The organism is Pseudoxanthomonas sp. F11 (assembly GCF_037046485.1).
In the GTDB taxonomy this organism is placed as follows: Bacteria; Pseudomonadota; Gammaproteobacteria; order Xanthomonadales; family Xanthomonadaceae; genus Pseudoxanthomonas_A.
Map to the genome: position 1 here is coordinate 273903 of NZ_JBANLZ010000003.1, position 20147 is coordinate 294049.

The window sequence follows — 20147 nt, forward strand, 5'->3', positions numbered from 1 at the left end:
TGAGGCCGGGCTGTTCGCCTGCGCTGCGTTACTTGAACAGCGTTTCCGGATACTCCGGCTTCTGTTCGCGCGCGAGCAGCTGTTGCAGGCCGTCGCGCGGGGTCAGCTCGCCATGCAGCACGGCGCGCACCGCACTGGAGATGGGCAGGTCGATGCCGTGGCGGTCGGCCTGGCGCATGACTTCGTCCGCCGTCTGCACCGATTCGACCACCTGGCCGATCTCACGCACGGCGTCCTGCAGCGACTGCCCGCGACCCAGGGCCAGGCCCAGGCGGCGGTTGCGCGAGAGGTCGCCGGTACACGTCAGCACCAGGTCGCCCAGACCGGCCAGGCCCATCAGCGTCTCCGGCTTGGCGCCGATGGCGGCCGACAGGCGCAGCATCTCGTTGAGGCCGCGGGTGATCAGGCCCGCACGCGCATTGAGGCCCAGCTGCATGCCATCGGCCACGCCGGTGGCCACGGCCAGCACGTTCTTCATCGCGCCACCGAGCTCGGCCCCCACCATGTCGTCGCCGGTGTAGGCACGGAACGCAGGGCCATGCATCACATCGGCCACGGCCTGCGCGAACACGGGATCGGCGCCATGCACGGTCACCGCGGTGGGCAGGCCGAGCGCCACTTCCTTGGCGAACGAAGGACCGGTGACGACGGCCAGCGGCACGTCGGGACCCAGGATGTCTTCGGCCACCTCGTGCAGGAAACGGCCGGAGCCGGTCTCGAAACCCTTGGTGGCCCAGGCGACGCCCGCGCCCGGTGGACGCAGCGGCGCCAACTTGCGCAGCGTTTCGGTGAAGGCATGCGAGGGCACCACCACCAGCACCTGGTCGGCGCCCTCGAGCGACGTTTCCAGATCGGTGGTGGCGCGCAGCGTGGGCGGCAGCGGGATACCGGGCAGGTAGCGCGTGTTCTCGTGCTGCCCATCGATGGCCGCGGCGACCACGGGATCGCGGCCCCACAGAGTGACCGCGTGGCCATGCCGCGCCATCAGCGCGGCCAGCGCGGTGCCCCATGACCCGGCACCCAGCACCGCGATCTTCAGCGGCGTGCCTGCTTGCAGATCAGTCATCCGTCACCCCTGTGCGAAGCGTCGCCGCCCTGACGGGATTGTGCATCACGGATCAGGCGTTGCCGGCAGGTTCCGAGTTGGCCAGTCCGGCGTCGCCCTGCGCGGCGCGCTGGCGCAGCGATTCGGCGTACAGGGCATCGAAGTTGATCGGCTGCAGGAAGAACGGCGGGAAGCCGCCGGCCTGCACCAGGTCGCTGACCAGCTGGCGCACGTACGGGAACAGGATGTTCGGGCACTGGGTGCCGAGCAGCACGTCCACGGCCTGCGCTTCCAGGCCCATCAGGCCGAAGATGCCGGCCTGCTGCACTTCCGCGACGTAGGCGGTCTTGTCGCCGGCCTTGCAGGTCAGGGTCACGCCCAGCACCACTTCGAAGGCGTTCTCGCCCAGGCGCTGCACGCGCTGGTTGAGGTTGAGCTGCAGCTCCGGCTGCACGTTCTCGGTGAAGATCGCCGGGGCGCCGGGCACCTCGAAGGAAACGTCCTTGACGTAGATCTTCTCGACAGTGAAGGCAGGGCCAGCGGCTTCGGCGGGCGCGACCGCGCCGTTGGTGGTCTCGTCGGACATTTCGTACTCCGGAATCAGATTGATGCAGTGAATGGAAGATTATGGCATGGCGCCGGCACGGGCCCGCTTCAAGGGGCCGTAACGGCCAGGCGGCTCAGCGGCCCTTGACCAGCGGCAGGTCGGCCTGCTGCCAGGCGGCGACGCCGCCCTCCAGCACGTAGACCTTCTCGAAGCCGGCCTTCTTCAGGCGCTTGGCGGCACCGCCCGCGGTCTGTCCGGTGCGGCACACCAGCACCACCGGCTGGGACTTCGCCCCGGCCAGCAGCTTGTGGTCGGGACCGAAACTGCTGGGCAGCACGTTGCGGCTGCCGGCAATGTGGCCCTTCTCGAAATCGTTGCTCGCCGACAGGTCCACGACCAGGGCGTTTTCGCTGTTGACCAGCTGGGTCAGTTCGGCCGGGCGCAGGCCCTTGTAGCCGCGGAACAGGCGCGCGATCTCGGTGTACACGATGGCCACCGTCAGAGCGACCAGCGCCAGCGAAAGGATCTGGTTGAAGGGCGAACGGGTGGCGAAAGCCAGGATTTCTTCGAGATTCACAGAGTTGGCGACCGTGGAGCGGGCGCCGATTGTCGCACAGGACGCCGCCACGGACGCCGGGTGGCTACTGGCCTTTCCACAGGTCGGGCATGCCCACCACCAGCCACCAGCGCTTGGCCTCGGGATCCCAGCGCCAGCGCTCGACGTAGCGTTCCGTCCGTTCGGCCATGGTGTGCTTGTTGATGACGCGCAACTCCACGGCCCGCTCGACCGTGCCGTCGGGCCCACCGCGGGTCGAGAGATCGCGGTAACCGGATATCTGGATCTGCTTGTAGCGCTCGAACTCCAGTTCGGTCATCGGGTGTTCGGCGCGGTAGGCCGGGTCGACGGCCTGCCAGGCGTTCTCGAAATCGCCCCAGCGGATGGAGGCCGCGTAGGCATCCTGCACCTGCTGCAGCTTGCCGCGCTGCATCCGGCTCTGGGCCCCTGCAGGCGTCAGCACTGCCAGCAGTCCCAACACCCACAGCATTCGTGCGATCACCCGCATGGCATCCCCTCCCGTTGCTGACCGCATGCTACCGCTTCGCGATGGCGACGTAGCGCCCGCTGAGCGTGGTGGCCAGTCCGCCTTCAGGCAGCAGGACCTTCGCCTCGACCTGGATGCGGGCGCGCCCACGTTGCACGAGCGTGTCGATGAACGTGTCCCAGGATTGCCCTTCGGCGGGCATCGCCTCGGCGATCAGGTCGTTGTACAGCGGCGCGAGATAGCGGATCTGGCTGTCGGCCACGTAGACCTCGGCCTTCACGCCGGCCAGGCGCAGCTTCAGCGTGACCAGTCCCCAGCCGGCCACCGTCATCAGCGACGTCAGGCTGCCGCCGAAGGCATTGCCCTTGTCGTTGACGTTGGCCGACAGCGGCGCAGTCAGCCGCAGCGCGTCGCCGCGCATGCCCTCCACATCGACCTGCATCGCCGCCACCGGCGGCATGCCGCGGCAGTACTCACGCAGTTCCTGCAGGGCTTCTTCCAGACTCATCGCTCATAATCCGCGCATGGGACATCCAACGCCGCCGGCATGGTACGTCATCTCGCTTCGGCCCCAGGGCGGCCACGCGGCGCTGCGCCGCGCCGCTCGCCGGCACGGCGCAGGTCTGCTGGCGCTGTCGCCGTGGCGCATCCGCCGTTGCGACGACGCCAACACCCGTGCCGACTTGCGGAAGGCGCTGCAGTGCCCGCGGGTCGTATTCACCAGCCCCGCCGCCGTGGCCGCCGCGGATGCGCTCGAACGGCTGCATGCACGTCCCGGACAGGCCTGGTTCGCGGTCGGTGCCGGGACCGCCGCGGCACTCCGTCGCGCCGGCATCGCAGAGGTGTCGTTTCCCGATCGCATGGACAGCGAGGGCTTGTTGGCACTGCCCGCGCTGGCCGACCTGCGCGGTGCGGAGATCGGGTTCGTCACCGCGCCCGATGGCCGCAACCTGCTGGTGCCCACGCTGGCAGCGCGCGGCGCGCGCGTGCATCGCGCCGAGGTCTACCGGCGCGAATCCGTTGCGCTGTCCCGCCGCGCGCTGGACGCCCTGGCGACGCTGCAGGCCCCCGCCTGCCTGTTGTTGAGCAGCGGCGGCGCGCTGGAGCAGGTCCTGGCTCAGCTCCCCGAAGCGCTGTCTACGCGGCTCAAGAAGGCCGGTGCCGTCGCCGCCAGCGCGCGGTTGGCCGACGCGGCGCGGACGGCGGGCTTCGCCCGCGTCGTCCAGGCCGAAGGCCCGCGCCCGGCGCAGCTGATGAAAGCGGCGTGCACGATCCGGCCGGCCGGCATCCGGTAGCATCTGCGGCCTCCATCACGTTTCGTCCCGCGACCAGGATGCTTGTGTGAACGACGAACCCGCCCCCCGCCGCCGCACCCCTGCTGCCGGCCGCCTCATCGCGCTGGCCGTCCTGGTGCTGGTGGTCGGTCTGGCGGCCTGGCGTGGCTGGGCGTGGTGGCAGGCCCAGGGCGAAGGGAAACGGGACGAGCAGGCCATGACCGTGCAGCGCCTGGAGGCGCTGGAGGCGCGCGCCGAAGCCCTGCGGCGCGACCAGCGCGCGCAAGCCCAGCGCCTGCTGGACGCCGCGGCCACCAACCGCGTGCTGCGTGACGAAGTCCTGGGCCTGGGCCAGCGCGGCGCCCTGCTCGAGGAAAGTGTCGCCAAGCTGACCGACCCCGACCGCCACGGCGCCCAGGCCTTGCGGCTGGACGAGGTGGAGCTGCTGCTGTCCCTGGCCGCGCAGCGGCTGGAGATCGCCCACGATCCGGCCGGTGCCCGGCGCGCTTACGCCCTGGCCGCCGGCGTATTGGACGGCCTGGACGATCATCGGCTGCTCAACCTGAAGCAGGCGCTGGCGCAGGAACGCGTCGCTGTCGACGCGCTCGGGGCCGGCGCGCGTGCCAAGGCCTTCGCTGACCTGGATGCCTTGGAGGACGCACTGACCGGCCTGCCTCGTCAGGTGCCGGCGACAGCGCCGGGCCAGGTGCGCCCTGCGTGGCAGCGTTGGCTGGCGCCGCTGGTGGATGTGAGACCCTCGCGCGACACCACGCTGGTGGCGCCCGACCAGCGGGCCGCGGCGGATGTGGCGTTGCAGATCGAGATCGGCCTGGCGCGGGCCGCCCTCGAGCGTGGCGACGACGCTGCGTACCGCGCCGCGCTGGCCCGTGTGGACGGATGGCTGCCACGGCTGTGGCCGGACTCGCCGGCACGACGTCAGGTTCACGCACGGCTGCGCACATTGCAGCAGGCGCAAGCGCCCGCGCGCCCGGCCGAAGTGGGCAGCACGCTGCAGCAGTTGCGCGTGTTGCGCAGCGCCGGCATGCGGTTGCGTCCGACCACGGAGACGCCGGAGGTGACGCCATGAAACCGTTCCGCACCGTGGTGGCGATGCTGGTGCTGGTGCTGGCCGGCGTGCTGGCGGCGCAGTGGATGGCCGGCACCGACCGCGACCTGGGCGAGGTGTTCATCCGCTTCGCCGGCTACGACCTGCATACCAACGTGCCGCGGGCCGTGCTGGCGCTGCTGCTGGCCGGCGGTGTGGCGTGGCTGCTCTGGCGGGTGCTCACGCTGCCGTTCCGTGCCTGGGGCCGGCACCGCCGCAAGCAGGCGCGCGCACGGCTCATCGACGGCCTGGACGCGCTGCATGCCGGCCAGTGGCAGAAGGCCGGGAAGCTGCTTGAACGCGCCGCCGACGATGAAGAAGTCGGCGCGGTCGCGCGTGTCGCCGCGGCGACGGCAGCGCAGGCCCGCGGCGACGAGGCGGCGATGCAACGCCAGCTTGCGGCGCTGCGCGAACGGTCGGCACCCGCGCACGCGATCCTGGCCGCGCAGCTCGCACTGGACGCCGGACGTCCGCAGGACGCGCTGGCGGTGCTCGACGCCTCCGACGTGCAGCCGCTGCCGCCGCGCGGCCTGGCCCTGCGTGCCGAGGCCCTGGCGGACACGGGGCAGGCCGGGGAGGCTTACGGCCTGCTGGGCGCATTGAAGCAGCAGCAGGCCCTGGCGCCCGCTGCCCTGGACGCGCTGGAGACGCGCCTGGCGACCCAGTCGCTGCGTGAAGCCGCCGACCCCAACGTGCTGGCCGAGCGCTGGGAGGCCCTCACCAAGCCGTTGCGGCAACAATCACCCGTGGTCGCTGCCTATGCCGAACGCGCGGCCGCCTTGCGCTGGGAAGACGCGGCCACGCGCAGCATCGAACAGGCCTTGGAGGCCCGCTGGGACGAGGACCTGGTGGCGCTCTACGGCCGGCTGCCGGTAGCCAAGCTGGATTCGCGCCGCGCCAGCGCCCAACACTGGCTGCAGGTCCACCCGGCCAGTCCCGCGCTGCTGGTCGCCCTGGGACGCCTGGCCCGCCAGCAGGGGCAATGGACGCAGGCGCAAGAGTTCCTGCATCGCGCGGTCGCGCAGGGCGCAGGCGCCGACGCCTGGGAGGAGTTGGGCACGGGCTTCGCCGACGCCGGCGACGCCGCATCGGCCCAGCAGTGCTACGCCAACGCGCTGAAGACGAAACGCGGCGAAGCCGCCGCGCAGCTCGCCGTGCGCGACATGAAGCAGACGATCCACGACGAAGCCGTCATGGAAGAACGCGACGCGCACGGGCTGCCGCGGCTGCGCGATTGACGCCCCGCTACGACGCTGCCGGGCGCGGATGCGTCTTGCGCCAGCGGCGCCATGCCACCGCGGCCGCGACCACCATCAGCCACAACGGCCACAGCGCGGCCAGGGCGATGACGATGTCCAGCGCGGCGCGCCAGCCGACCGCCAGCGACTCGCCAAGACGGGAGAAGAAGCCCGGCCCGTTGTCGCGGAACACGGCATCCACGTCCACCCGTTCGGCGCGGCGCACCTGGGCATCCTGACGCAGCGACAAGGTGATGGTGCTGAAGGCCACACGATCCTCGAATTCCTTCTGCGCGATCAGGGCTTCATCACGAGTGGCGCGCGCTGCACCGCGTGACTGGATCGCATCGGTCCTGTCGGCGAGCTTGCCGCCGGCCTGCACCGCGTCACCCAATTCGCGCTGCTCGTCCTGCGCGCGCTGGCTGGCCAGTTGCTGACGCAGCAGATCGAACTGCGCGTCGCGGGCCGAGAAGCTGCGCCGGTCGAGGAACTCCATCTGCGCAGCCACCGCGCGCAGGAACGCCTGCGTGCGCTCGCTGGGCACGCGCACCGTCAGCTGGCCCTGCAGGCTGTATTCGGTCAGCTCCAGCCGCTTGCCCGGCGCCAGCGGCCGGCTCAGCACGCGCTGGACCTGCGACGAGATCTCGTTGTCGACGACGAAGCCGCCCTGCGAAGCCACCTCGTCCTCGATCGCCAAGGCGGTGCGGTACACGTCCTTCACCTGGAATTGCGCTTGCGCCGTGCGAATGAAGCGACGCTGCGGATCGACCTGGGTCGCCACGTCGGACGCCACCTGCGAGGGATCGACCCCCGGCCCCTGCAGCATCGGGGCCTCACGGTTCTGTGGCGCTACTTCTACCGCTGCCGCTGCCGCAACGGCAGCGGATTCGCCCATGGCAGGCGCGGATTCTGCGGTGGCGTCCGCATCGGCCGCCCTTTCGTGCCTGCTGCAGGAGGCGGCCAGCAACAACACGATCAACGAGAAAGCGGCAAGGGACATCCTTTTCGTACGCATGAGCACTCCGGGAGGGTAATGAGGAAGAGACCGGATCGCCGCATCGCTTTCCAACGGCTGGGGCCTTCCAGTCGGGTCGACGGGACTACGGGTCCGACGGTTCGCAGATCGAGCAGCGGCCACCCAAGCGCTGGTTGCCCCGCGCCGCCTTCAGGACCCGGTTGGCTTCTGCCTCTCGACGCGCCATCACCTCGGTGTCGGCGCCATAGCGCCGGGCCAGGGCATACAGCGCGACGACATTCTCCATCGGGCCGCCTGCCATGTTCAGCGCTGCCCAGTCGGACAACAGGTTGGCGACCACGGGGTCCCGCGGCGCCACGAACTGCATACGTTCGCCCAACTGATAGGCGAACGCATGGTTGAGCGCGTAGGTGCTGACAGGCCGACCATCGTTGCCAGCGGGTCGCGAGGTCGGCAATGGCGGGACCGTCGCATCACCGAACTGCACACCTGCGATCGACTGCCGCGTGAGCCGCGTGGGATCGTTCACCGAGGCGAGCTTGCTTTCCAGAATCCGAACGTGCAGCCATTCACTGAGGAAGTGCTCCGCCGGGTTACGCCGAATGCCGAGACGTATCCAAGCCAGTGCCGGCGCATCGTGCCCCGCCAGCTCCAGCGCGGTCCCCAGGTTGGCGGCCGTCTCGTGGTGGCCCGGCCAGCGCCGTTCGATCGACAGGAGCAATCGCGCGGACTGCGCGTGCTGACCCTGATAAATCAGCAGGATCGCCAGTTTCGTGAGGCGCTCCAGGTCCGGCGTGGCCTTCGCGTCAGCGATGATGGTGCGCGCCGATCCCACGTAGAACGCCTTCGCCGAGTTCGAGGTGAGCCGCTCCGCCAACCGCTCGCCGACCTCCTCGTGCAGAGGAAAGTGCCGTCCCTGGTGGTCGGTCCCGATGGCGTTGATGCATGCCTGCGCAGGATCCGCCACGCCGAGGGCCAGTGTGCCCAGCAACCTCCATCCCCACGTCCGCATTCCCCTGCTCCCGGCATCCATCCCGATGGACAACGCTAGCTGATGGCGGGCGCGACGGAAACAGGTAAGCGCACCGGAGGGCGTGTGACACCCGGCAGGCCCGCCCTTCGCCGACCGCGATCCCTCCCTGGCCGATCCCGAATGCGTGGATGCGTCGGTGGCGGATCTGCTCAGCGAGGCGTACGCAGCGCAAAGGCGCGCGTCGATCGATCCCGCCCGTGCAGCGCCCGGACCGGTCGCCTCGGGCGATCCGTTCGCCTTCCAGCAGGACGCAAGCTAACCTTTGCGCCCCGTGCCGCGGGCGCTGCAGCCGGAGAGCACGCACACCACGCATATGACCGTGTCCGACAAGGACGGCAACGTCGTCGCCACTCGCTGGTGCAACGTGTTCGCTTACCGCTCGATGATGGCAACGACGCCCATGCCGCCGGCCGTGCAGATGGACACCAGCGCGCGGCCGCCGCCGCGCTGCTTCAGCTCCTTGGCCACGGTGGCGACGATGCGGGCGCCGGTGGCGGCGAACGGATGGCCCGTGGCCAGCGAGGAGCCGTTGGGATTCATCTTCGCCGGATCGATCCTGCCCAGCGGCGCATCCAGGCCCAGGCGGTTGCGGCAGTAGTCCTCGCTCTCCCACGCACGCAGCGTGCACAGCACCTGCGCGGCGAACGCCTCGTGGATCTCGTAGATGTCGAAGTCCTGCAGGGTCAGGCCGTTGCGCTTCAGCATTTCCGGCACCGCCACCGTGGGCGCCATCAGCAGGCCTTCGCCGTGCACGAAATCGACGGCGGCCACCTGCGCATCCCGGAGGTAGGCCAGCGGCTCGTGGCCGTGCGCCTTCGCCCACTCCTCGCTGGACAGCAGCACCGCGGCGGCGCCATCGGTCAGCGGCGTGGAGTTGGCGGCCGTCAGCGTGCCGCGGCCGGAGGTCTTGTCGAAGGCCGGCTTCAGCGTGGCCAGCTTTTCCAGCGACGTGTCGGGGCGCAGGATGTTGTCGCGCTCCTGGCCACGGAACGGGGCGACCAGATCGTCGAAGAATCCGCGCTCGTAGGCGGCGGCCAGCTTCTTGTGCGAGGCCACGGCCAATTCGTCCTGCGAGTCGCGCGAGATGTTCCACTCCTTCGCCATGTCCTCGCAGTGGTCGCCCATGCTCTTGCCGGTGCGCGGCTCGGCCACGCCGGGGAACTCGGGCTTCAGCTCGCTGAACTTGAAGCCGCTCACCAGGGCCTTGATCTTGTCCTGCGTGGTCTTGGCGCGGTTGGCGGCCAGCAGGCGTGCGCGCAGCTTCTTGCCGTAGACGATCGGCACTTCGGAGGTGGTGTCCGACCCGCCGCCGATGCCCGATTCGATCTGCCCCAGCGCGATCTTGTTGCCGATGTGGAGGATGGTGTCCAGGCTGGTGCCGCAGGCGCGCTGCAGCGTGATGCCCGGGGTCAGCGGCGACAGGCCGGATGAGAGAGCGGCTTCGCGGCCCAGGTTCCAGTCCGACGAATGCTTGATCACCGCGCCCATCGCCACTTCGCCCAGCTGCTGGCCGTGCAGGCCGAAGCGCTCGACCAGCGCGCCCAGCGTGCGCACCGACATGCCCAGGTTCCCCACATCCGCGTAGGCCGTGTTCTGGCGACAGAACGGAATGCGGACGCCGCCGAGGATGGCGACGGGGCGGGGACCGGGCATGGGGACCTCTTGGCGTTGGCGATGAAGGGAGGGGTGAAGATGCGCCTGCGTACGGCAGGCATAATGGGGGAGTGTAATGCGCCCCTCCACCGCCTCCAACCGCTGACATGACTCGATCCCCAACCGGCCCCGTCGTCATGGGCGTGATGGCCCTGGAACTGATGGCCGGCAGCACCCCGCGCCACGCGGCCCTGCCCGCCGCCGAGGCGAGTGCACTGGCCGGCATGCTGGGGCGCGACCTGGCCGCGCATGCTCCTCAGGTTCGTGACCTGGATCTCGTCGTGGCCGCAGCGCATTTCGATCCGGCCGAAGCGTTGCGACCCGGCTGGTCGCTGCACCAGCGTCTGCGCGAGCTGCACCAGCGTGCGCCCGGACGGGGCGAAGGTCCCCGCGTGATCGCCTTCGGCGCCGATGAGACGGGCGACATCCCCCTGCCGCTGCAGGCCGATGAGGGCCTGCGCGGCGGCCTGCTGCGCGTGGTGCCCTTCCTGCTGGCCGGCGACGACCCTACGGTCGAGGCCGTGGGCGAACGATTGGAGACCGTGCTGCTGGAGACCGGCATGGCCCAGGCGGACACCGCCCTGCTGACGCAGAACGCGTTTGGCGCGCGGATCGAACATGCGCGTTATATGACCCTGCATGACCTGGCCGCGATGACAGCCATGCAGTACGAACACGGCGGGCTGGGCGCATTGTGGCCCGTGATCGAGACCGCCCTGATGGCGCCGGCGGAAGAGCAGTGGCTGGATGCGCCGCCGGAGCCGCTGCTGCGCTATGCCCATGGCGAAGTGCACATCGCGCTGTTCGAACCGATGGCCTGGCGCGCGCGTTACGCGCCGCAGGAAGCGACCGACGAGCGGCTGGAACGCGCCTACCAGCACTTCCAGGCGCGCCAGCAGCAGATCGCGGCCGTGCTGGAAGCGCACGGCATCCCGGTGACGTTCGCGCATTGCCCGGGCAAGACCGACGCGCGGGAAACGCTGCAGTCGTAGCGTGCGCCATGCGCACGCTAAGGCAGGAGCGGCACCGCCGCTCCTGCGATTGCGGGTCGGTGTTATTGCGTGACCTTGATGAGGCCGCAGGCCACGCGCGCACCGGCGTTGCCGGCCGGCTGGCTGGCGTAGTCGTCCGGGGCGGCGTGCACGATCAGCGCGCGCCCGGCCACGTCGTTGATGGCGCCGCCGCCCAGGGTGACGCCTTCGATGTGTGCGTCGACCTTGGCCACGCCCTCGGCGTTGGCGGTCAGGTTGTTCATGTCGCCGGCATGGTGCGCGCCGCTGCCCGCCTTGCCATGCGCGGTGTTGAACGGATTGAAGTGCGGACCGGCGCTGCTGGCGTCGGCGGCGCTGCAGTCGCCCTTCTCATGGATATGGAATGCGTGCGTACCGTTCGCCGGCAGGCCACCTATCTCACCGGTCAGGTGCAGGCCCTTGCCCATGGGCGTGAGCGTGACGCTGCCGCTGACCAGGCTGCCGGACGCCGAGGCCAGCACCGCGACCGCCTGCCTGGCGGTGCTGGTGGTGGGAACGTCCGGCGTCCGCGCCTTGGGCGCGGAGGACGTGGTGCCGCAGGCGGCGAGGACGAGGGTGGACGCGGCAGCCAGCAGGGCGATGCGCATGGGGAAACTCCTGTTGCAGGGCGTGGCCCGCTAACGTAACCACCGCTTCCTTCACGTTCAATGAAAACGGCGCCGCGCACTCATCCGCGCTTGCGCCCGGGCCCCAGCTTGCGGGTGACGGTGTTCCTGCCCACGCCAAGGCGGGCCGCGGCTTCCGCGCGGCGTCCGTGGGTCAGTTCCAGCGCGACCTGCAGCAGCGTCCGGTCGAGCCGCTCACGCGCTTCGGCATGCAGCGATTCGGCGCCCTCCAGCAGGCGCCGGCGCGCCCATTCGCCCAGGGCGTGGTCCCATTCGCCGCGACCGCCGGCCAGCGGCGCGTGCGACAGCGCACCCTGCAGGTCGGTGGTGTTGATGACATCCGCCGGCGCCAACGCCGCCAGACGCCAGCAGACATTCTCCAGCTCGCGCACGTTGCCCGGCCAGTCGTGGGCCTGCAGCAGGTCCAGCGCAGCATGGCTGAAGCGTTTGGGCGCGATGTCCAGCTTGCGCGTGGCCATGGCCAGGAAGTTCTCCGCCAGCTGCGGCACGTCGGCGCGGCGCTCGCGCAACGGAGGAAGCTGCAGCCGCACGACATTGAGGCGGTGCAGCAGATCGGCGCGGAAACGGCCCTCGGCCACCAGGCCGTCCAGGTCCTGGTGGGTGGCGGCGATGACGCGCACGTCCACGCGGATCAATTCGCGCCCGCCTACGCGGAAGAACTCACCCTCCGCCAGTACCCGCAGCAGCCGCGTCTGCAGCGGCAGCGGCATGTCGCCGATCTCGTCCAGGAACAGGGTGCCGCCATCGGCCTGCTCGAAGCGGCCGATGTGGCGCTTCTGCGCACCGGTGAAGGCGCCGGCTTCGTGGCCGAACAGTTCGCTCTCCAGCAGCTCCGACGGAATCGCGGCGGTGTTCAGTGCGACGAACGGCTTGCGCGAACGCGGCGACTCGTGGTGCAGCGCATGCGCGACCAGTTCCTTGCCGGTGCCGGTCTCGCCGGTGATCAGTACCGACAGCGGCGCCTGCGCCAGGCGGCCAATCGCGCGGAACAGAGCGCGCATCGCCGGCGTGTCGCCGATCAGCTGGGGCGTGGGCGCAGCATCGCTGTCCTGTGCGGCCTCGGCGGCTTCTTCGGCGTCCGGCAAGGTGCGCGCGGCCAGCGCCACGGCATCGTCCAGGTCGAACGGCTTGGACAGGAATTCATGCGCGCCACCGCGGAACGCGCCGGCGGTGCTGGCGACGTCGGTGTACGCCGACATCACGATCACCGGCAGCTGCGGGTGCGTGGCCTTCAGCTTGTCCAGCAGCACCAGGCCGTCGTCGCCGGGCATGCGCACATCGGTGAACAGCAGGTCGGGCGCACCGCGCGCACCCAGGGCCTGCAGGGCGGCGGCGGCGCTGTCGAAGCCGTCCACCGTGTAGCCCGCATCGCGCAGGGCAGTGGCCAGCACGAAGCGTACCGAGCGGTCGTCGTCGACCACCCAGATGCGGCGTGTGTCGGCGGTGCTGCCGGAAGCGGCCAGGCGATCAGTGGACATGACGTTCCTCGTCGGGGTCGTGCGACGACTGCGGCAGCAGCAGGGTGAAGACCGTATGGCCGGGGCGCGAGCGGTAGGTCAGCGACCCCCGGTGTTCGCGCGCCACCTGCTGCGACAGCGCCAGGCCCAGGCCGCTGCCTTCGGCACGGCCGCTGACCAGCGGCAGGAACAGGTGCTCGGCGAGCGCTTCGGGCACGCCGCGGCCGTCGTCGACGATCTCCACCCGCAGCGCCATGGCGTGCAGATGGTCGTGGATGCGCGCGCCGTGTTCGACACGGGTGCGCAGGATGATGTTGGCGGCGCCCGCCTGCAGGGCGTTGCGCACCAGGTTCCAGACCGCCTGGGTCAGGCGGTCGGCATCGCCGGACAGTTCCGGCAGGCTGGGGTCGTAATCGCGCTGCAGGCGCACCGACCAGCCGCCTTCATTTTCGGCCAGGCGCAGCACGCGCTCCAGCACGGTGTGGATGTTCAGCGGTGCGTGCGGACGCTGTGGCGAAGGCGACAGCAGCTGTTCCAGCAAACTGTTGAGGCGGTTGATCTCGGATTCGATCAGTTCGATCAGCTCGCGCTCGTCGTCGTTGTCGTTGCGATGGGCGGCCCGGCGCGCCAGCAACTGCGCCGCGCCCTTCAGGCCGGCCAGCGGATTGCGCAGCTCGTGCGCCAGCCCCTTCAGCGCGGCGCTCAGGGCATTGGGCAGGACCTGGGTGGGATCCAGCGCGGGGAACTCGTCCACCGGATGCGCTTCCAGCAGCCAGCCGCCGCCGTCCAGCCGCGACAGCCAGCCTTCGGCAAAGCACGGCGACTCGCCAGGCATGCCCAAGGCCATGCGATGCAGGCGCAGGACGTCGCGGTCGGTGTTGTCCAGGAAGCGCGCCATGGCGTCGCCTTCGATCTCCAGGGCCGCCAGCGGTTGCCCGATCAGGCGGCGGGTACTGACGCCCAGCCAGCGGGCGAAGGCCGGATTGAGGCCGCGGATCAGGCCATCGGTATCCGCCCACGCCACCGGCGTGCTGAGCGCGTCGGTGGCGGGTTCGGAATGCATGCGGGACGGGGTCGGGGACGACATTGCACCAGTTTAGTGCAAAGCCGTCCCCGGGATCCCTCAGGCCTCGTAGGCCGATTCGCCGTGGGAGGTGATGTCCAGACCCTCGCGCTCGGCCTCTTCAGGCACGCGCAGACCGACCGTGTACTTCACGATCAGGTACGACACCAGCGCCACCACGCTGGACAGCACCACCGTGATCAGCACGCCCTGCGCCTGTACCCACACCTGCGAGCCGATGGAATACTCGGCCACGCCGGTCTCGGTGACGTAGTCCCAGATGCCTGCGCCACCCAGGGAGGGCGCCGCGAACACGCCGGTCAGCAGCGCGCCGGTGATGCCGCCCACGCCATGCACGCCGAATACGTCCAAGCTGTCGTCCGCACCCAGCATCTTCTTCAGGCCGCTGACGCCCCACAGACACAGGACGCCGGCGATGGCGCCGATGGCCAACGCGCCGTTCAGGCCCACCAGGCCCGCGGCCGGGGTGATGGCGACCAGGCCGGCCACCGCGCCCGAAGCCGCACCCAGGAGCGACGGCTTGCCCTTGGTGATCCACTCCACCAGCAGCCACGCCACCACTGCCGCGGCCGTGGCCAGGAAGGTGTTGACGAAGGCGATCGCGGCCACGCCACCAGCTTCCAGCGCGGAACCGGCGTTGAAGCCGAACCAGCCCACCCAGAGGATCGAGGCGCCGACCATGGTCAGGGTCAGGTTGTGCGGCTTGATGGCTTCACGCCCGTAGCCGGTGCGCTTGCCGATCACGTACGCACCCACCAGACCGGCGATCGCCGCGTTGATGTGCACGACGGTGCCGCCGGCGAAGTCCAGCGCACCCTTCGCCCACAGGTAGCCCGACTTGGCCAGCACTTCCGGCACCACTTCGTTGCTGGTGAACGCGTCCGGACCGGGGAAGAACCACACCATGTGCGCCATCGGCAGGTAGGCGAAGGTGAACCACAGCACGGTGAACAGCATCACGCCGGCAAACTTCACGCGCTCAGCGAACGCACCGACGATCAGCGCGCAGGTGATGCAGGCGAAGGCGCCCTGGAACACGAAGAACGCCAGTTCCGGAATGTAGACGCCCTTAGTGAACGTCGCGCCGATGGACGATGCATTCAGGCCCGCCGCGAACAGGCGATCGGTGCCGCCGATGAAGGCGTTGCCCTCGGTGAATGCGAAGCTGTAGCCGTACACCGCCCACAGCACCGCCACCAGCGAGAACACGGCCAGGTTCTGGATCAGGATCGACAGCACGTTCTTCGAACGCACCAGACCGCCATAGAACAGCGCCAGGCCCGGCAGCGTCATGAAGATCACCAGTACCGCCGATACCAGCACCCACACGGTGTCGGGCTTACTGATGGTCGGGGCCGGCGCCTCCTCGGCCGGAGCTTCTTCGGCGGGCGCCTCAGCCGGGGCCGCCACGGTTTCCGCAGGTGCGGCGGCTTCGACCGGCGCAGGCGCGGCGTCGCTGGCGGGTGCTTCGGTCGTTGGAGCGACAGTGTCCTGCGCGGCGAACGCCGTCGAGGCCACACCTGCCGTCATCAGGCCGCACAACGCGGCCAGGCACAACATCTGCGCACGGGTCTTCCACCCGGAGAACAGTCGAGTCTTCATGTGGGGGCTCCGAGTGTTAGAGCGCGTCCGCGCCGACTTCGCCGGTGCGGATGCGGATGACCTGGTCGATGGTGGTGACGAAGATCTTGCCGTCGCCGATCTTGCCGGTGCCGGCGGCCTGCTGGATGGCCTCGATGACGGCCTCCAGTCGCTCGTCGGTGACGACGGTCTCGATCTTGATCTTGGGCAGGAAATCGACGACGTACTCGGCGCCGCGGTACAGCTCGGTGTGGCCCTTCTGCCGGCCGAAGCCTTTCACTTCGGTCACGGTGATGCCGGACACGCCCGCCTGCGACAAGGACTCTCGGACCTCGTCGAGCTTGAACGGCCGGATGATGGCGGTGATCAGTTTCATGCGCATACCCCGATGGTGGATGGAACCGGCCGACCGGAGCCGGCCGGCGGTTTCAAGGCACCCGTGCGCGCGACCCCCTGGCGGCGTGCACGTGATCGGTGCGGAGCGATGCATGAACCGCACCCGTGCCCGCCGCGATCGGTTGCGACGGGAACGGATGACGTGGGAGGGAGCAGCGGTTCATGGACCTCTCCTGTGTTTCCCCAGTTGCAGCGTTGGTGCGATCTCCAGGAATCGAAGACGGGTGTTGCCCCGGTTCCCCAACCGGGCCGACGCATCGCAGCGCGATGCGTCGGAGAAGGTGCGGCGATGGCGACGGGTGGGAGGGGAGATCCGTCGCCATCGCCGCGAGAACTCAGTGCGCTGCCGCTGCAGTGCGGTGGGCCGATGCCTGGCCCTCCGCGTGCATGGCGATGTGCGCGTGCGCCGGCATCAGCTGGCGTAGTACAGCTGGTATTCCAGCGGGTGCGTGGCCGCGCGGAACTTGGTCACTTCCTGCATCTTCAGCGCGATGTAGGCATCGATGAAGTCGTCGCTCATCACGCCGCCGGCCTTGAGGAAGTCGCGGTCCTTGTCCAGCGCGTCCAGCGCCTGGTCCAGGCTGGAGCAGACCTGCGGGATGTTCTTCTCTTCTTCCGGCGGCAGGTCGTACAGGTCCTTGTCGCTCGGCGCGCCCGGATCGATCTGGTTCTTGATGCCGTCCAGGCCGGCCATCATCAGCGCGGTGAAGGTCAGGTAGCCGGACTGCAGCGGATCGGGGAAGCGCATCTCGATGCGGCGCGCCTTCGGGTTGGCCACCCACGGGATGCGGCACGACGCCGAACGGTTGCGCGCCGAGTAGGCCAGCATGACCGGCGCCTCGAAGCCCGGCACCAGGCGCTTGTAGCTGTTGGTGCCCGAGTTGGAGAAGGCGTTGATCGCACGGGCGTGCTTGAAGATGCCGCCGATGTACCACAGCGCCAGCTGCGACAGGCCACCGTAGCCGTCGCCGGAGAACAGGTTCTGGCCGCCCTTGGCCAGCGACTGGTGCACGTGCATGCCGCTGCCGTTGTCGCCGACGATCGGCTTGGGCATGAAGGTGACGGTCTTGCCGTTGCGGTGGGCCACGTTGCGCACCACGTACTTCATGCGCTGCAGTTCGTCGGCCTTCTTGACCAGGGTGTTGAACTTGGCGCCGATCTCGCACTGGCCGGCGGTGGCGACTTCATGGTGGTGCACTTCGACCTCGATGCCGACCTGTTCCAGCGTCTTGCACATCTCGGCGCGCAGGTCGTGCAGTGAATCGGTCGGCGGCACCGGGAAATAGCCGCCCTTGATGCCGGGACGGTAGCCGCTGTTGGCGCCGTCGTAGCTCTTGCCGCTATTCCAGGCGCCTTCCTCGGAATTGACCTTGAAGAAGGTGTTGCCCATCTCGTTGGCGAACTGCACCGAATCGAAGATGAAGAACTCGGGTTCCGGACCGAAGAACGCCAGATCGGCCACGCCGCTGGACTTCAAATAGGCCTCGGCACGCTTGGCGATGCCGCGCGGATCGCGCGAGTAGCCCTGCATGGTGGCCGGATCCAGGATGTCGCAGACCAGCACCAGGGTCGGGTCGGCGTAGAACGGGTCGATGTAGGCCGAGGTCGGGTCGGGCAGCAGCACCATGTCCGATTCGTTGATGCCCTTCCATCCCGAGATCGACGAACCGTCGAACATCTTGCCGTCCTCGAACAGCGACGCGTCCACGATGCCGACCGGGAAGGTGACGTGCTGCTCGATGCCGCGCATGTCGACGAAACGCAGGTCGACGAACTCGACCTTGTGGTCCTTGATCAGCTTCTCAACGTTGTCCAGGGACATCTCGGAACCTCGGGTTGGATAAGGGTTGTGACGGGTTAGAGCAATCCCCGTGCCAACCCCAGGCCAACCCTAAGTCACTGATTTACTTGATCGTGACAAGATAGTCTCGTGAGAGTCATCCCCAACTTGGGGCGCCATTCGGACAAGTCGCACTCAGTTGGTGCGATGCATGACTGTCGTCGGGTATTGCCTCGATCGGAGCTTGCGGGGAGGATGCGCAGCCGCCTTCTGCCCTTCCTCCATGGACCTGCTTTCCCTCGACCAGTTCGCCGGCTGCCTCCACGAGACCTTCTCGGCGGACCTGCAGGGCATGCAGATCGCCTTCGTGCTGGTGGAAGCGCTCCCGCTGCCGAACGCCGGACCGGATGGGCAGCGCGCGCCGTTCTCGCTGGTGTTCCACAACGATTCGGCCCTGCTGTTTCCCCAGCAGACGTACCGGATGCAGCACCCGCGCCTGGGCGGCGTCGACATCTTCCTGGTGCCGGTCGCCCAGGACAAAAGCGGATTCCTTTACCAGGCCGTTTTCAACTGACGCGCGCCGGTTCCCAGTCCATCCGCAGGTAGGGCGAGGACCGGTCCTCGCCCGCCACGAAGCCGAGGCGCTCGTAAAGACGGCGGGCACGCCGGTTCTGTTGCAGCACATGCAGCATGACGCCGCAACCCTGCGCCGTTGCCTGCCGCTGGATCGCCGCGATCAGTGCCGTCCCCAAGCCTTGGCCGCGCGCATGGGGAAACAGGCTGACATCGACGATCAGGTGGGCGGGCGTGGTGCGCTGCAGGTAGAGACGGCCCAGGGGCCGGTCGCCGAGGTCGCAGACGGCCAGGAAGTCCGCGTTGCCGTAGCGCTGCAGGTAGTGCCGGTGCTGGGCGTCGAACTGCTGGTCGAGGAAGTGGCGCTTCTGCGCCGGTGTCCACGGCACCGCCGCCATTTCGTCCTCACGCGTGCCGCCGTAGAGCTCGCGCAGCCAGGGCAGGTCCTGCGCAGTGAGCCAGCGCAGGCGTTCACCCCGTGCTGTCAAAGCGTCCGGCGTCCACAAAGACTGCGTGGGTTCGGGCGGAAAGCCCGGACGCATGGCGTACTCAGGGGAAAGAGGGATAGACACCCTGCAGCGCAATGCAGAAGTTGACGCCGAGGTACGGCTGCTGGTTCTGGTGTGGCTGCCCGCCGCCGATGGAGGCCTGCAGCATGCCGGGCGCGAACGTGGTGTTGGGGGTGCCGGCGAAAAATGGTTTGTTGGCGGTGTTGCCGGGCTGCGAGAGGCCTCCGTTGGCGACGGGAGTGCCGGCGCGCTTGCCGGCATCGCTCTGCAGGTAGGCGTTGATTCCGTGCGAATGCTGAGGAATCTGGTTGCTGGTCAGCGTCACGGTGTTCGCACCGAAGCTTTGGGCCAGGCTGCGCGGCGACAGGCCCGGCCCGTTGCCCTGCTGGCAGCCTGCGCGGCCCGCGAAGTTGGGCAGCTGGTAGGTCGTCTGCCCGTTGCCGCCGTAGAGCGTGCCGATCAGCGAGAACAGCGCCGTGTTCTGCGCGATAGGCAGCGTGGCACCGTTGCAGTATGCCCAGCCCATGGGATTGAAGTTGAAACCGAACAGCTGGATTTCGCCGATGAAAGGCTGGGTCACGGTGCAGCTCCAGGAACATGGGGCACGCGCACATGCGTGCCGATGAAGAAGGACACGACAGATATCACGCCTGGCTGGGAAAGACGCCTTCGGTGGCGATGCAGTACTGCACCGTCAGCGTGGGCATGCAGTTCTCATGAGGCTGGCTTCCGCCGCTCAGCGACACCGACTGGGTGGACATCGCCACCGGCGTGGCGCCGGCGATATCGGACACATAGAAGGTTTCGCCACTCAACGCTCCGGGCATCAGGCCGCCCCCCGGAGACGCCGCGGTCGCCGCCGACGACGTGACCGCCAGCGTGTGGGTATGTGCGGGCATCTGCGTGGGCAGTACGGTCACCGTTTCCGTGCCCGCACGCTGGCCGATGACGTAGTTGCTCAGTCCTGGTCCCTGGCCTTGGTGGATCGGTACGCGGCCACGCAGGTCGGGCACGGCGAAGGTAGTCTGCCCGTCGCCGCCGTAGGTGGTCCCCAACAGTGCGAACAGGACGTCGTACTGCGAAATGGGCAGCAGGCTGCCATCGCACGCCTGCCAGCCGGTCGGCGCACCGCGGGTACCGAATCCGAACATGCGGATCTCGCCGATGTAGGGAGTGCTCATGAATGCTCCAATGCC

22 protein-coding genes are annotated in these 20147 nt (G+C 69.0%); 5 read left to right on the forward strand and 17 right to left on the reverse strand.

Annotated elements, in window-relative coordinates; all coding sequences use genetic code 11:
* Window positions 1-28: 28 nt before the first annotated feature.
* From V8246_RS11785 to V8246_RS11805, 5 genes are all read right to left on the reverse strand, one after another.
* Window positions 29-1066, reverse strand: a complete 1038-nt coding sequence (locus V8246_RS11785; RefSeq protein WP_336189314.1) for an NAD(P)H-dependent glycerol-3-phosphate dehydrogenase — start codon at window positions 1064-1066, stop codon at window positions 29-31.
* Window positions 1067-1118: 52 nt separating this feature from the next.
* Window positions 1119-1631, reverse strand: coding sequence for a protein-export chaperone SecB (gene secB / locus V8246_RS11790; protein ID WP_336189315.1), 513 nt, complete (start codon window positions 1629-1631; stop codon window positions 1119-1121).
* Between the two features lie 94 nt (window positions 1632-1725).
* Entirely contained in the window at window positions 1726-2169 is a 444-nt protein-coding gene (locus V8246_RS11795) for a rhodanese-like domain-containing protein (RefSeq protein WP_336189316.1), read from the reverse strand.
* Window positions 2170-2233: 64 nt separating this feature from the next.
* Entirely contained in the window at window positions 2234-2656 is a 423-nt protein-coding gene (locus V8246_RS11800) for a hypothetical protein (RefSeq protein WP_336189317.1), read from the reverse strand.
* Window positions 2657-2684: 28 nt separating this feature from the next.
* A complete protein-coding gene (locus V8246_RS11805; protein WP_336189318.1) occupies window positions 2685-3143 on the reverse strand; it encodes a YiiD C-terminal domain-containing protein in 459 nt (152 codons plus the stop codon).
* A gap of 16 nt (window positions 3144-3159) precedes the next feature.
* Between V8246_RS11805 and V8246_RS11810 the strand changes: the two genes are divergently transcribed.
* The 3 genes from V8246_RS11810 to V8246_RS11820 are packed head-to-tail and all read left to right on the forward strand — an operon-like array spanning window position 3160 to window position 6252.
* Window positions 3160-3930 carry a uroporphyrinogen-III synthase gene (locus tag V8246_RS11810; protein WP_336189319.1) on the forward strand — a complete coding sequence of 257 codons (771 nt, stop codon included), beginning with the start codon at window positions 3160-3162 and terminating at the stop codon, window positions 3928-3930.
* A gap of 46 nt (window positions 3931-3976) precedes the next feature.
* On the forward strand, window positions 3977-4996 hold the full coding sequence (locus tag V8246_RS11815) for a uroporphyrinogen-III C-methyltransferase (RefSeq protein ID WP_336189320.1): 1020 nt from the start codon (window positions 3977-3979) through the stop codon (window positions 4994-4996).
* Window positions 4993-6252 carry a heme biosynthesis HemY N-terminal domain-containing protein gene (locus V8246_RS11820; RefSeq protein ID WP_336189321.1) on the forward strand — a complete coding sequence of 420 codons (1260 nt, stop codon included), beginning with the start codon at window positions 4993-4995 and terminating at the stop codon, window positions 6250-6252. The genes V8246_RS11815 and V8246_RS11820 overlap by 4 nt, the downstream gene beginning before the upstream one ends.
* A 7-nt stretch (window positions 6253-6259) precedes the next feature.
* Here the strand turns inward: V8246_RS11820 and V8246_RS11825 are convergent, their stop codons facing one another.
* From V8246_RS11825 to V8246_RS11835, 3 genes are all read right to left on the reverse strand, one after another.
* Entirely contained in the window at window positions 6260-7078 is an 819-nt protein-coding gene (locus V8246_RS11825; RefSeq protein WP_336189322.1) for a DUF4349 domain-containing protein, read from the reverse strand.
* Window positions 7079-7352: 274 nt separating this feature from the next.
* Window positions 7353-8219 (reverse strand): hypothetical protein, encoded by an 867-nt coding sequence (locus V8246_RS11830; RefSeq protein WP_336189323.1) that lies wholly within the window; start codon window positions 8217-8219, stop codon window positions 7353-7355.
* 414 nt (window positions 8220-8633) lie between these two features.
* A complete protein-coding gene (locus tag V8246_RS11835; RefSeq protein WP_336189324.1) occupies window positions 8634-9914 on the reverse strand; it encodes an acetyl-CoA C-acetyltransferase in 1281 nt (426 codons plus the stop codon).
* 107 nt (window positions 9915-10021) lie between these two features.
* Between V8246_RS11835 and V8246_RS11840 the strand changes: the two genes are divergently transcribed.
* On the forward strand, window positions 10022-10906 hold the full coding sequence (locus V8246_RS11840) for a hypothetical protein (protein ID WP_336189325.1): 885 nt from the start codon (window positions 10022-10024) through the stop codon (window positions 10904-10906).
* A gap of 62 nt (window positions 10907-10968) precedes the next feature.
* On the opposite strand, the gene V8246_RS11845 is transcribed toward V8246_RS11840, so the two are convergent.
* From V8246_RS11845 to glnA, 6 genes are all read right to left on the reverse strand, one after another.
* Window positions 10969-11532 (reverse strand): superoxide dismutase family protein, encoded by a 564-nt coding sequence (locus V8246_RS11845; RefSeq protein WP_336189326.1) that lies wholly within the window; start codon window positions 11530-11532, stop codon window positions 10969-10971.
* Between the two features lie 80 nt (window positions 11533-11612).
* On the reverse strand, window positions 11613-13049 hold the full coding sequence (ntrC, locus tag V8246_RS11850; RefSeq protein WP_336189327.1) for a nitrogen regulation protein NR(I): 1437 nt from the start codon (window positions 13047-13049) through the stop codon (window positions 11613-11615).
* The gene (locus V8246_RS11855; RefSeq protein ID WP_336189328.1) at window positions 13039-14115 is read right to left on the reverse strand and encodes an ATP-binding protein; all 1077 of its coding nucleotides are present in this window, start codon (window positions 14113-14115) and stop codon (window positions 13039-13041) included. Before V8246_RS11855 ends, ntrC begins: the two co-directional genes overlap by 11 nt.
* A 36-nt stretch (window positions 14116-14151) precedes the next feature.
* Entirely contained in the window at window positions 14152-15714 is a 1563-nt protein-coding gene (locus tag V8246_RS11860; RefSeq protein WP_336189329.1) for an ammonium transporter, read from the reverse strand.
* Between the two features lie 16 nt (window positions 15715-15730).
* On the reverse strand, window positions 15731-16069 hold the full coding sequence (locus V8246_RS11865) for a P-II family nitrogen regulator (protein ID WP_055941078.1): 339 nt from the start codon (window positions 16067-16069) through the stop codon (window positions 15731-15733).
* Window positions 16070-16501: 432 nt separating this feature from the next.
* Window positions 16502-17911, reverse strand: a complete 1410-nt coding sequence (glnA, locus tag V8246_RS11870) for a type I glutamate--ammonia ligase (RefSeq protein ID WP_336189330.1) — start codon at window positions 17909-17911, stop codon at window positions 16502-16504.
* Window positions 17912-18152: 241 nt separating this feature from the next.
* Between glnA and V8246_RS11875 the strand changes: the two genes are divergently transcribed.
* Window positions 18153-18443, forward strand: coding sequence for a hypothetical protein (locus V8246_RS11875; protein WP_336189331.1), 291 nt, complete (start codon window positions 18153-18155; stop codon window positions 18441-18443).
* Here V8246_RS11875 and V8246_RS11880 read toward each other — a convergent pair.
* From V8246_RS11880 to V8246_RS11890, 3 genes are all read right to left on the reverse strand, one after another.
* Window positions 18436-18930 (reverse strand): GNAT family N-acetyltransferase, encoded by a 495-nt coding sequence (locus V8246_RS11880; protein WP_336189332.1) that lies wholly within the window; start codon window positions 18928-18930, stop codon window positions 18436-18438. The genes V8246_RS11875 and V8246_RS11880 overlap by 8 nt on opposite strands.
* Before the next feature lie 61 nt (window positions 18931-18991).
* Window positions 18992-19531 carry a tail fiber protein gene (locus V8246_RS11885; protein ID WP_336189333.1) on the reverse strand — a complete coding sequence of 180 codons (540 nt, stop codon included), beginning with the start codon at window positions 19529-19531 and terminating at the stop codon, window positions 18992-18994.
* Between the two features lie 64 nt (window positions 19532-19595).
* Window positions 19596-20132, reverse strand: a complete 537-nt coding sequence (locus V8246_RS11890) for a tail fiber protein (protein ID WP_336189334.1) — start codon at window positions 20130-20132, stop codon at window positions 19596-19598.
* Window positions 20133-20147: the final 15 nt, after the last annotated feature.

Coding starts and splice junctions, on each gene's coding strand:
- V8246_RS11785 (WP_336189314.1), bottom strand. CDS start 1,066: ATGACTGATCTGCAAGCAGGCACGCCGCTGAAGATCGCGGTGCTGGGT.
- secB (WP_336189315.1), bottom strand. CDS start 1,631: ATGTCCGACGAGACCACCAACGGCGCGGTCGCGCCCGCCGAAGCCGCT.
- V8246_RS11800 (WP_336189317.1), bottom strand. CDS start 2,656: ATGCGGGTGATCGCACGAATGCTGTGGGTGTTGGGACTGCTGGCAGTG.
- V8246_RS11805 (WP_336189318.1), bottom strand. CDS start 3,143: ATGAGTCTGGAAGAAGCCCTGCAGGAACTGCGTGAGTACTGCCGCGGC.
- V8246_RS11810 (WP_336189319.1), top strand. CDS start 3,160: ATGGGACATCCAACGCCGCCGGCATGGTACGTCATCTCGCTTCGGCCC.
- V8246_RS11820 (WP_336189321.1), top strand. CDS start 4,993: ATGAAACCGTTCCGCACCGTGGTGGCGATGCTGGTGCTGGTGCTGGCC.
- V8246_RS11825 (WP_336189322.1), bottom strand. CDS start 7,078: ATGCTGCAGGGGCCGGGGGTCGATCCCTCGCAGGTGGCGTCCGACGTG.
- V8246_RS11835 (WP_336189324.1), bottom strand. CDS start 9,914: ATGCCCGGTCCCCGCCCCGTCGCCATCCTCGGCGGCGTCCGCATTCCG.
- V8246_RS11840 (WP_336189325.1), top strand. CDS start 10,022: ATGACTCGATCCCCAACCGGCCCCGTCGTCATGGGCGTGATGGCCCTG.
- V8246_RS11845 (WP_336189326.1), bottom strand. CDS start 11,532: ATGCGCATCGCCCTGCTGGCTGCCGCGTCCACCCTCGTCCTCGCCGCC.
- ntrC (WP_336189327.1), bottom strand. CDS start 13,049: ATGTCCACTGATCGCCTGGCCGCTTCCGGCAGCACCGCCGACACACGC.
- V8246_RS11855 (WP_336189328.1), bottom strand. CDS start 14,115: ATGTCGTCCCCGACCCCGTCCCGCATGCATTCCGAACCCGCCACCGAC.
- V8246_RS11860 (WP_336189329.1), bottom strand. CDS start 15,714: ATGAAGACTCGACTGTTCTCCGGGTGGAAGACCCGTGCGCAGATGTTG.
- V8246_RS11865 (WP_055941078.1), bottom strand. CDS start 16,069: ATGAAACTGATCACCGCCATCATCCGGCCGTTCAAGCTCGACGAGGTC.
- glnA (WP_336189330.1), bottom strand. CDS start 17,911: ATGTCCCTGGACAACGTTGAGAAGCTGATCAAGGACCACAAGGTCGAG.
- V8246_RS11875 (WP_336189331.1), top strand. CDS start 18,153: ATGGACCTGCTTTCCCTCGACCAGTTCGCCGGCTGCCTCCACGAGACC.
- V8246_RS11890 (WP_336189334.1), bottom strand. CDS start 20,132: ATGAGCACTCCCTACATCGGCGAGATCCGCATGTTCGGATTCGGTACC.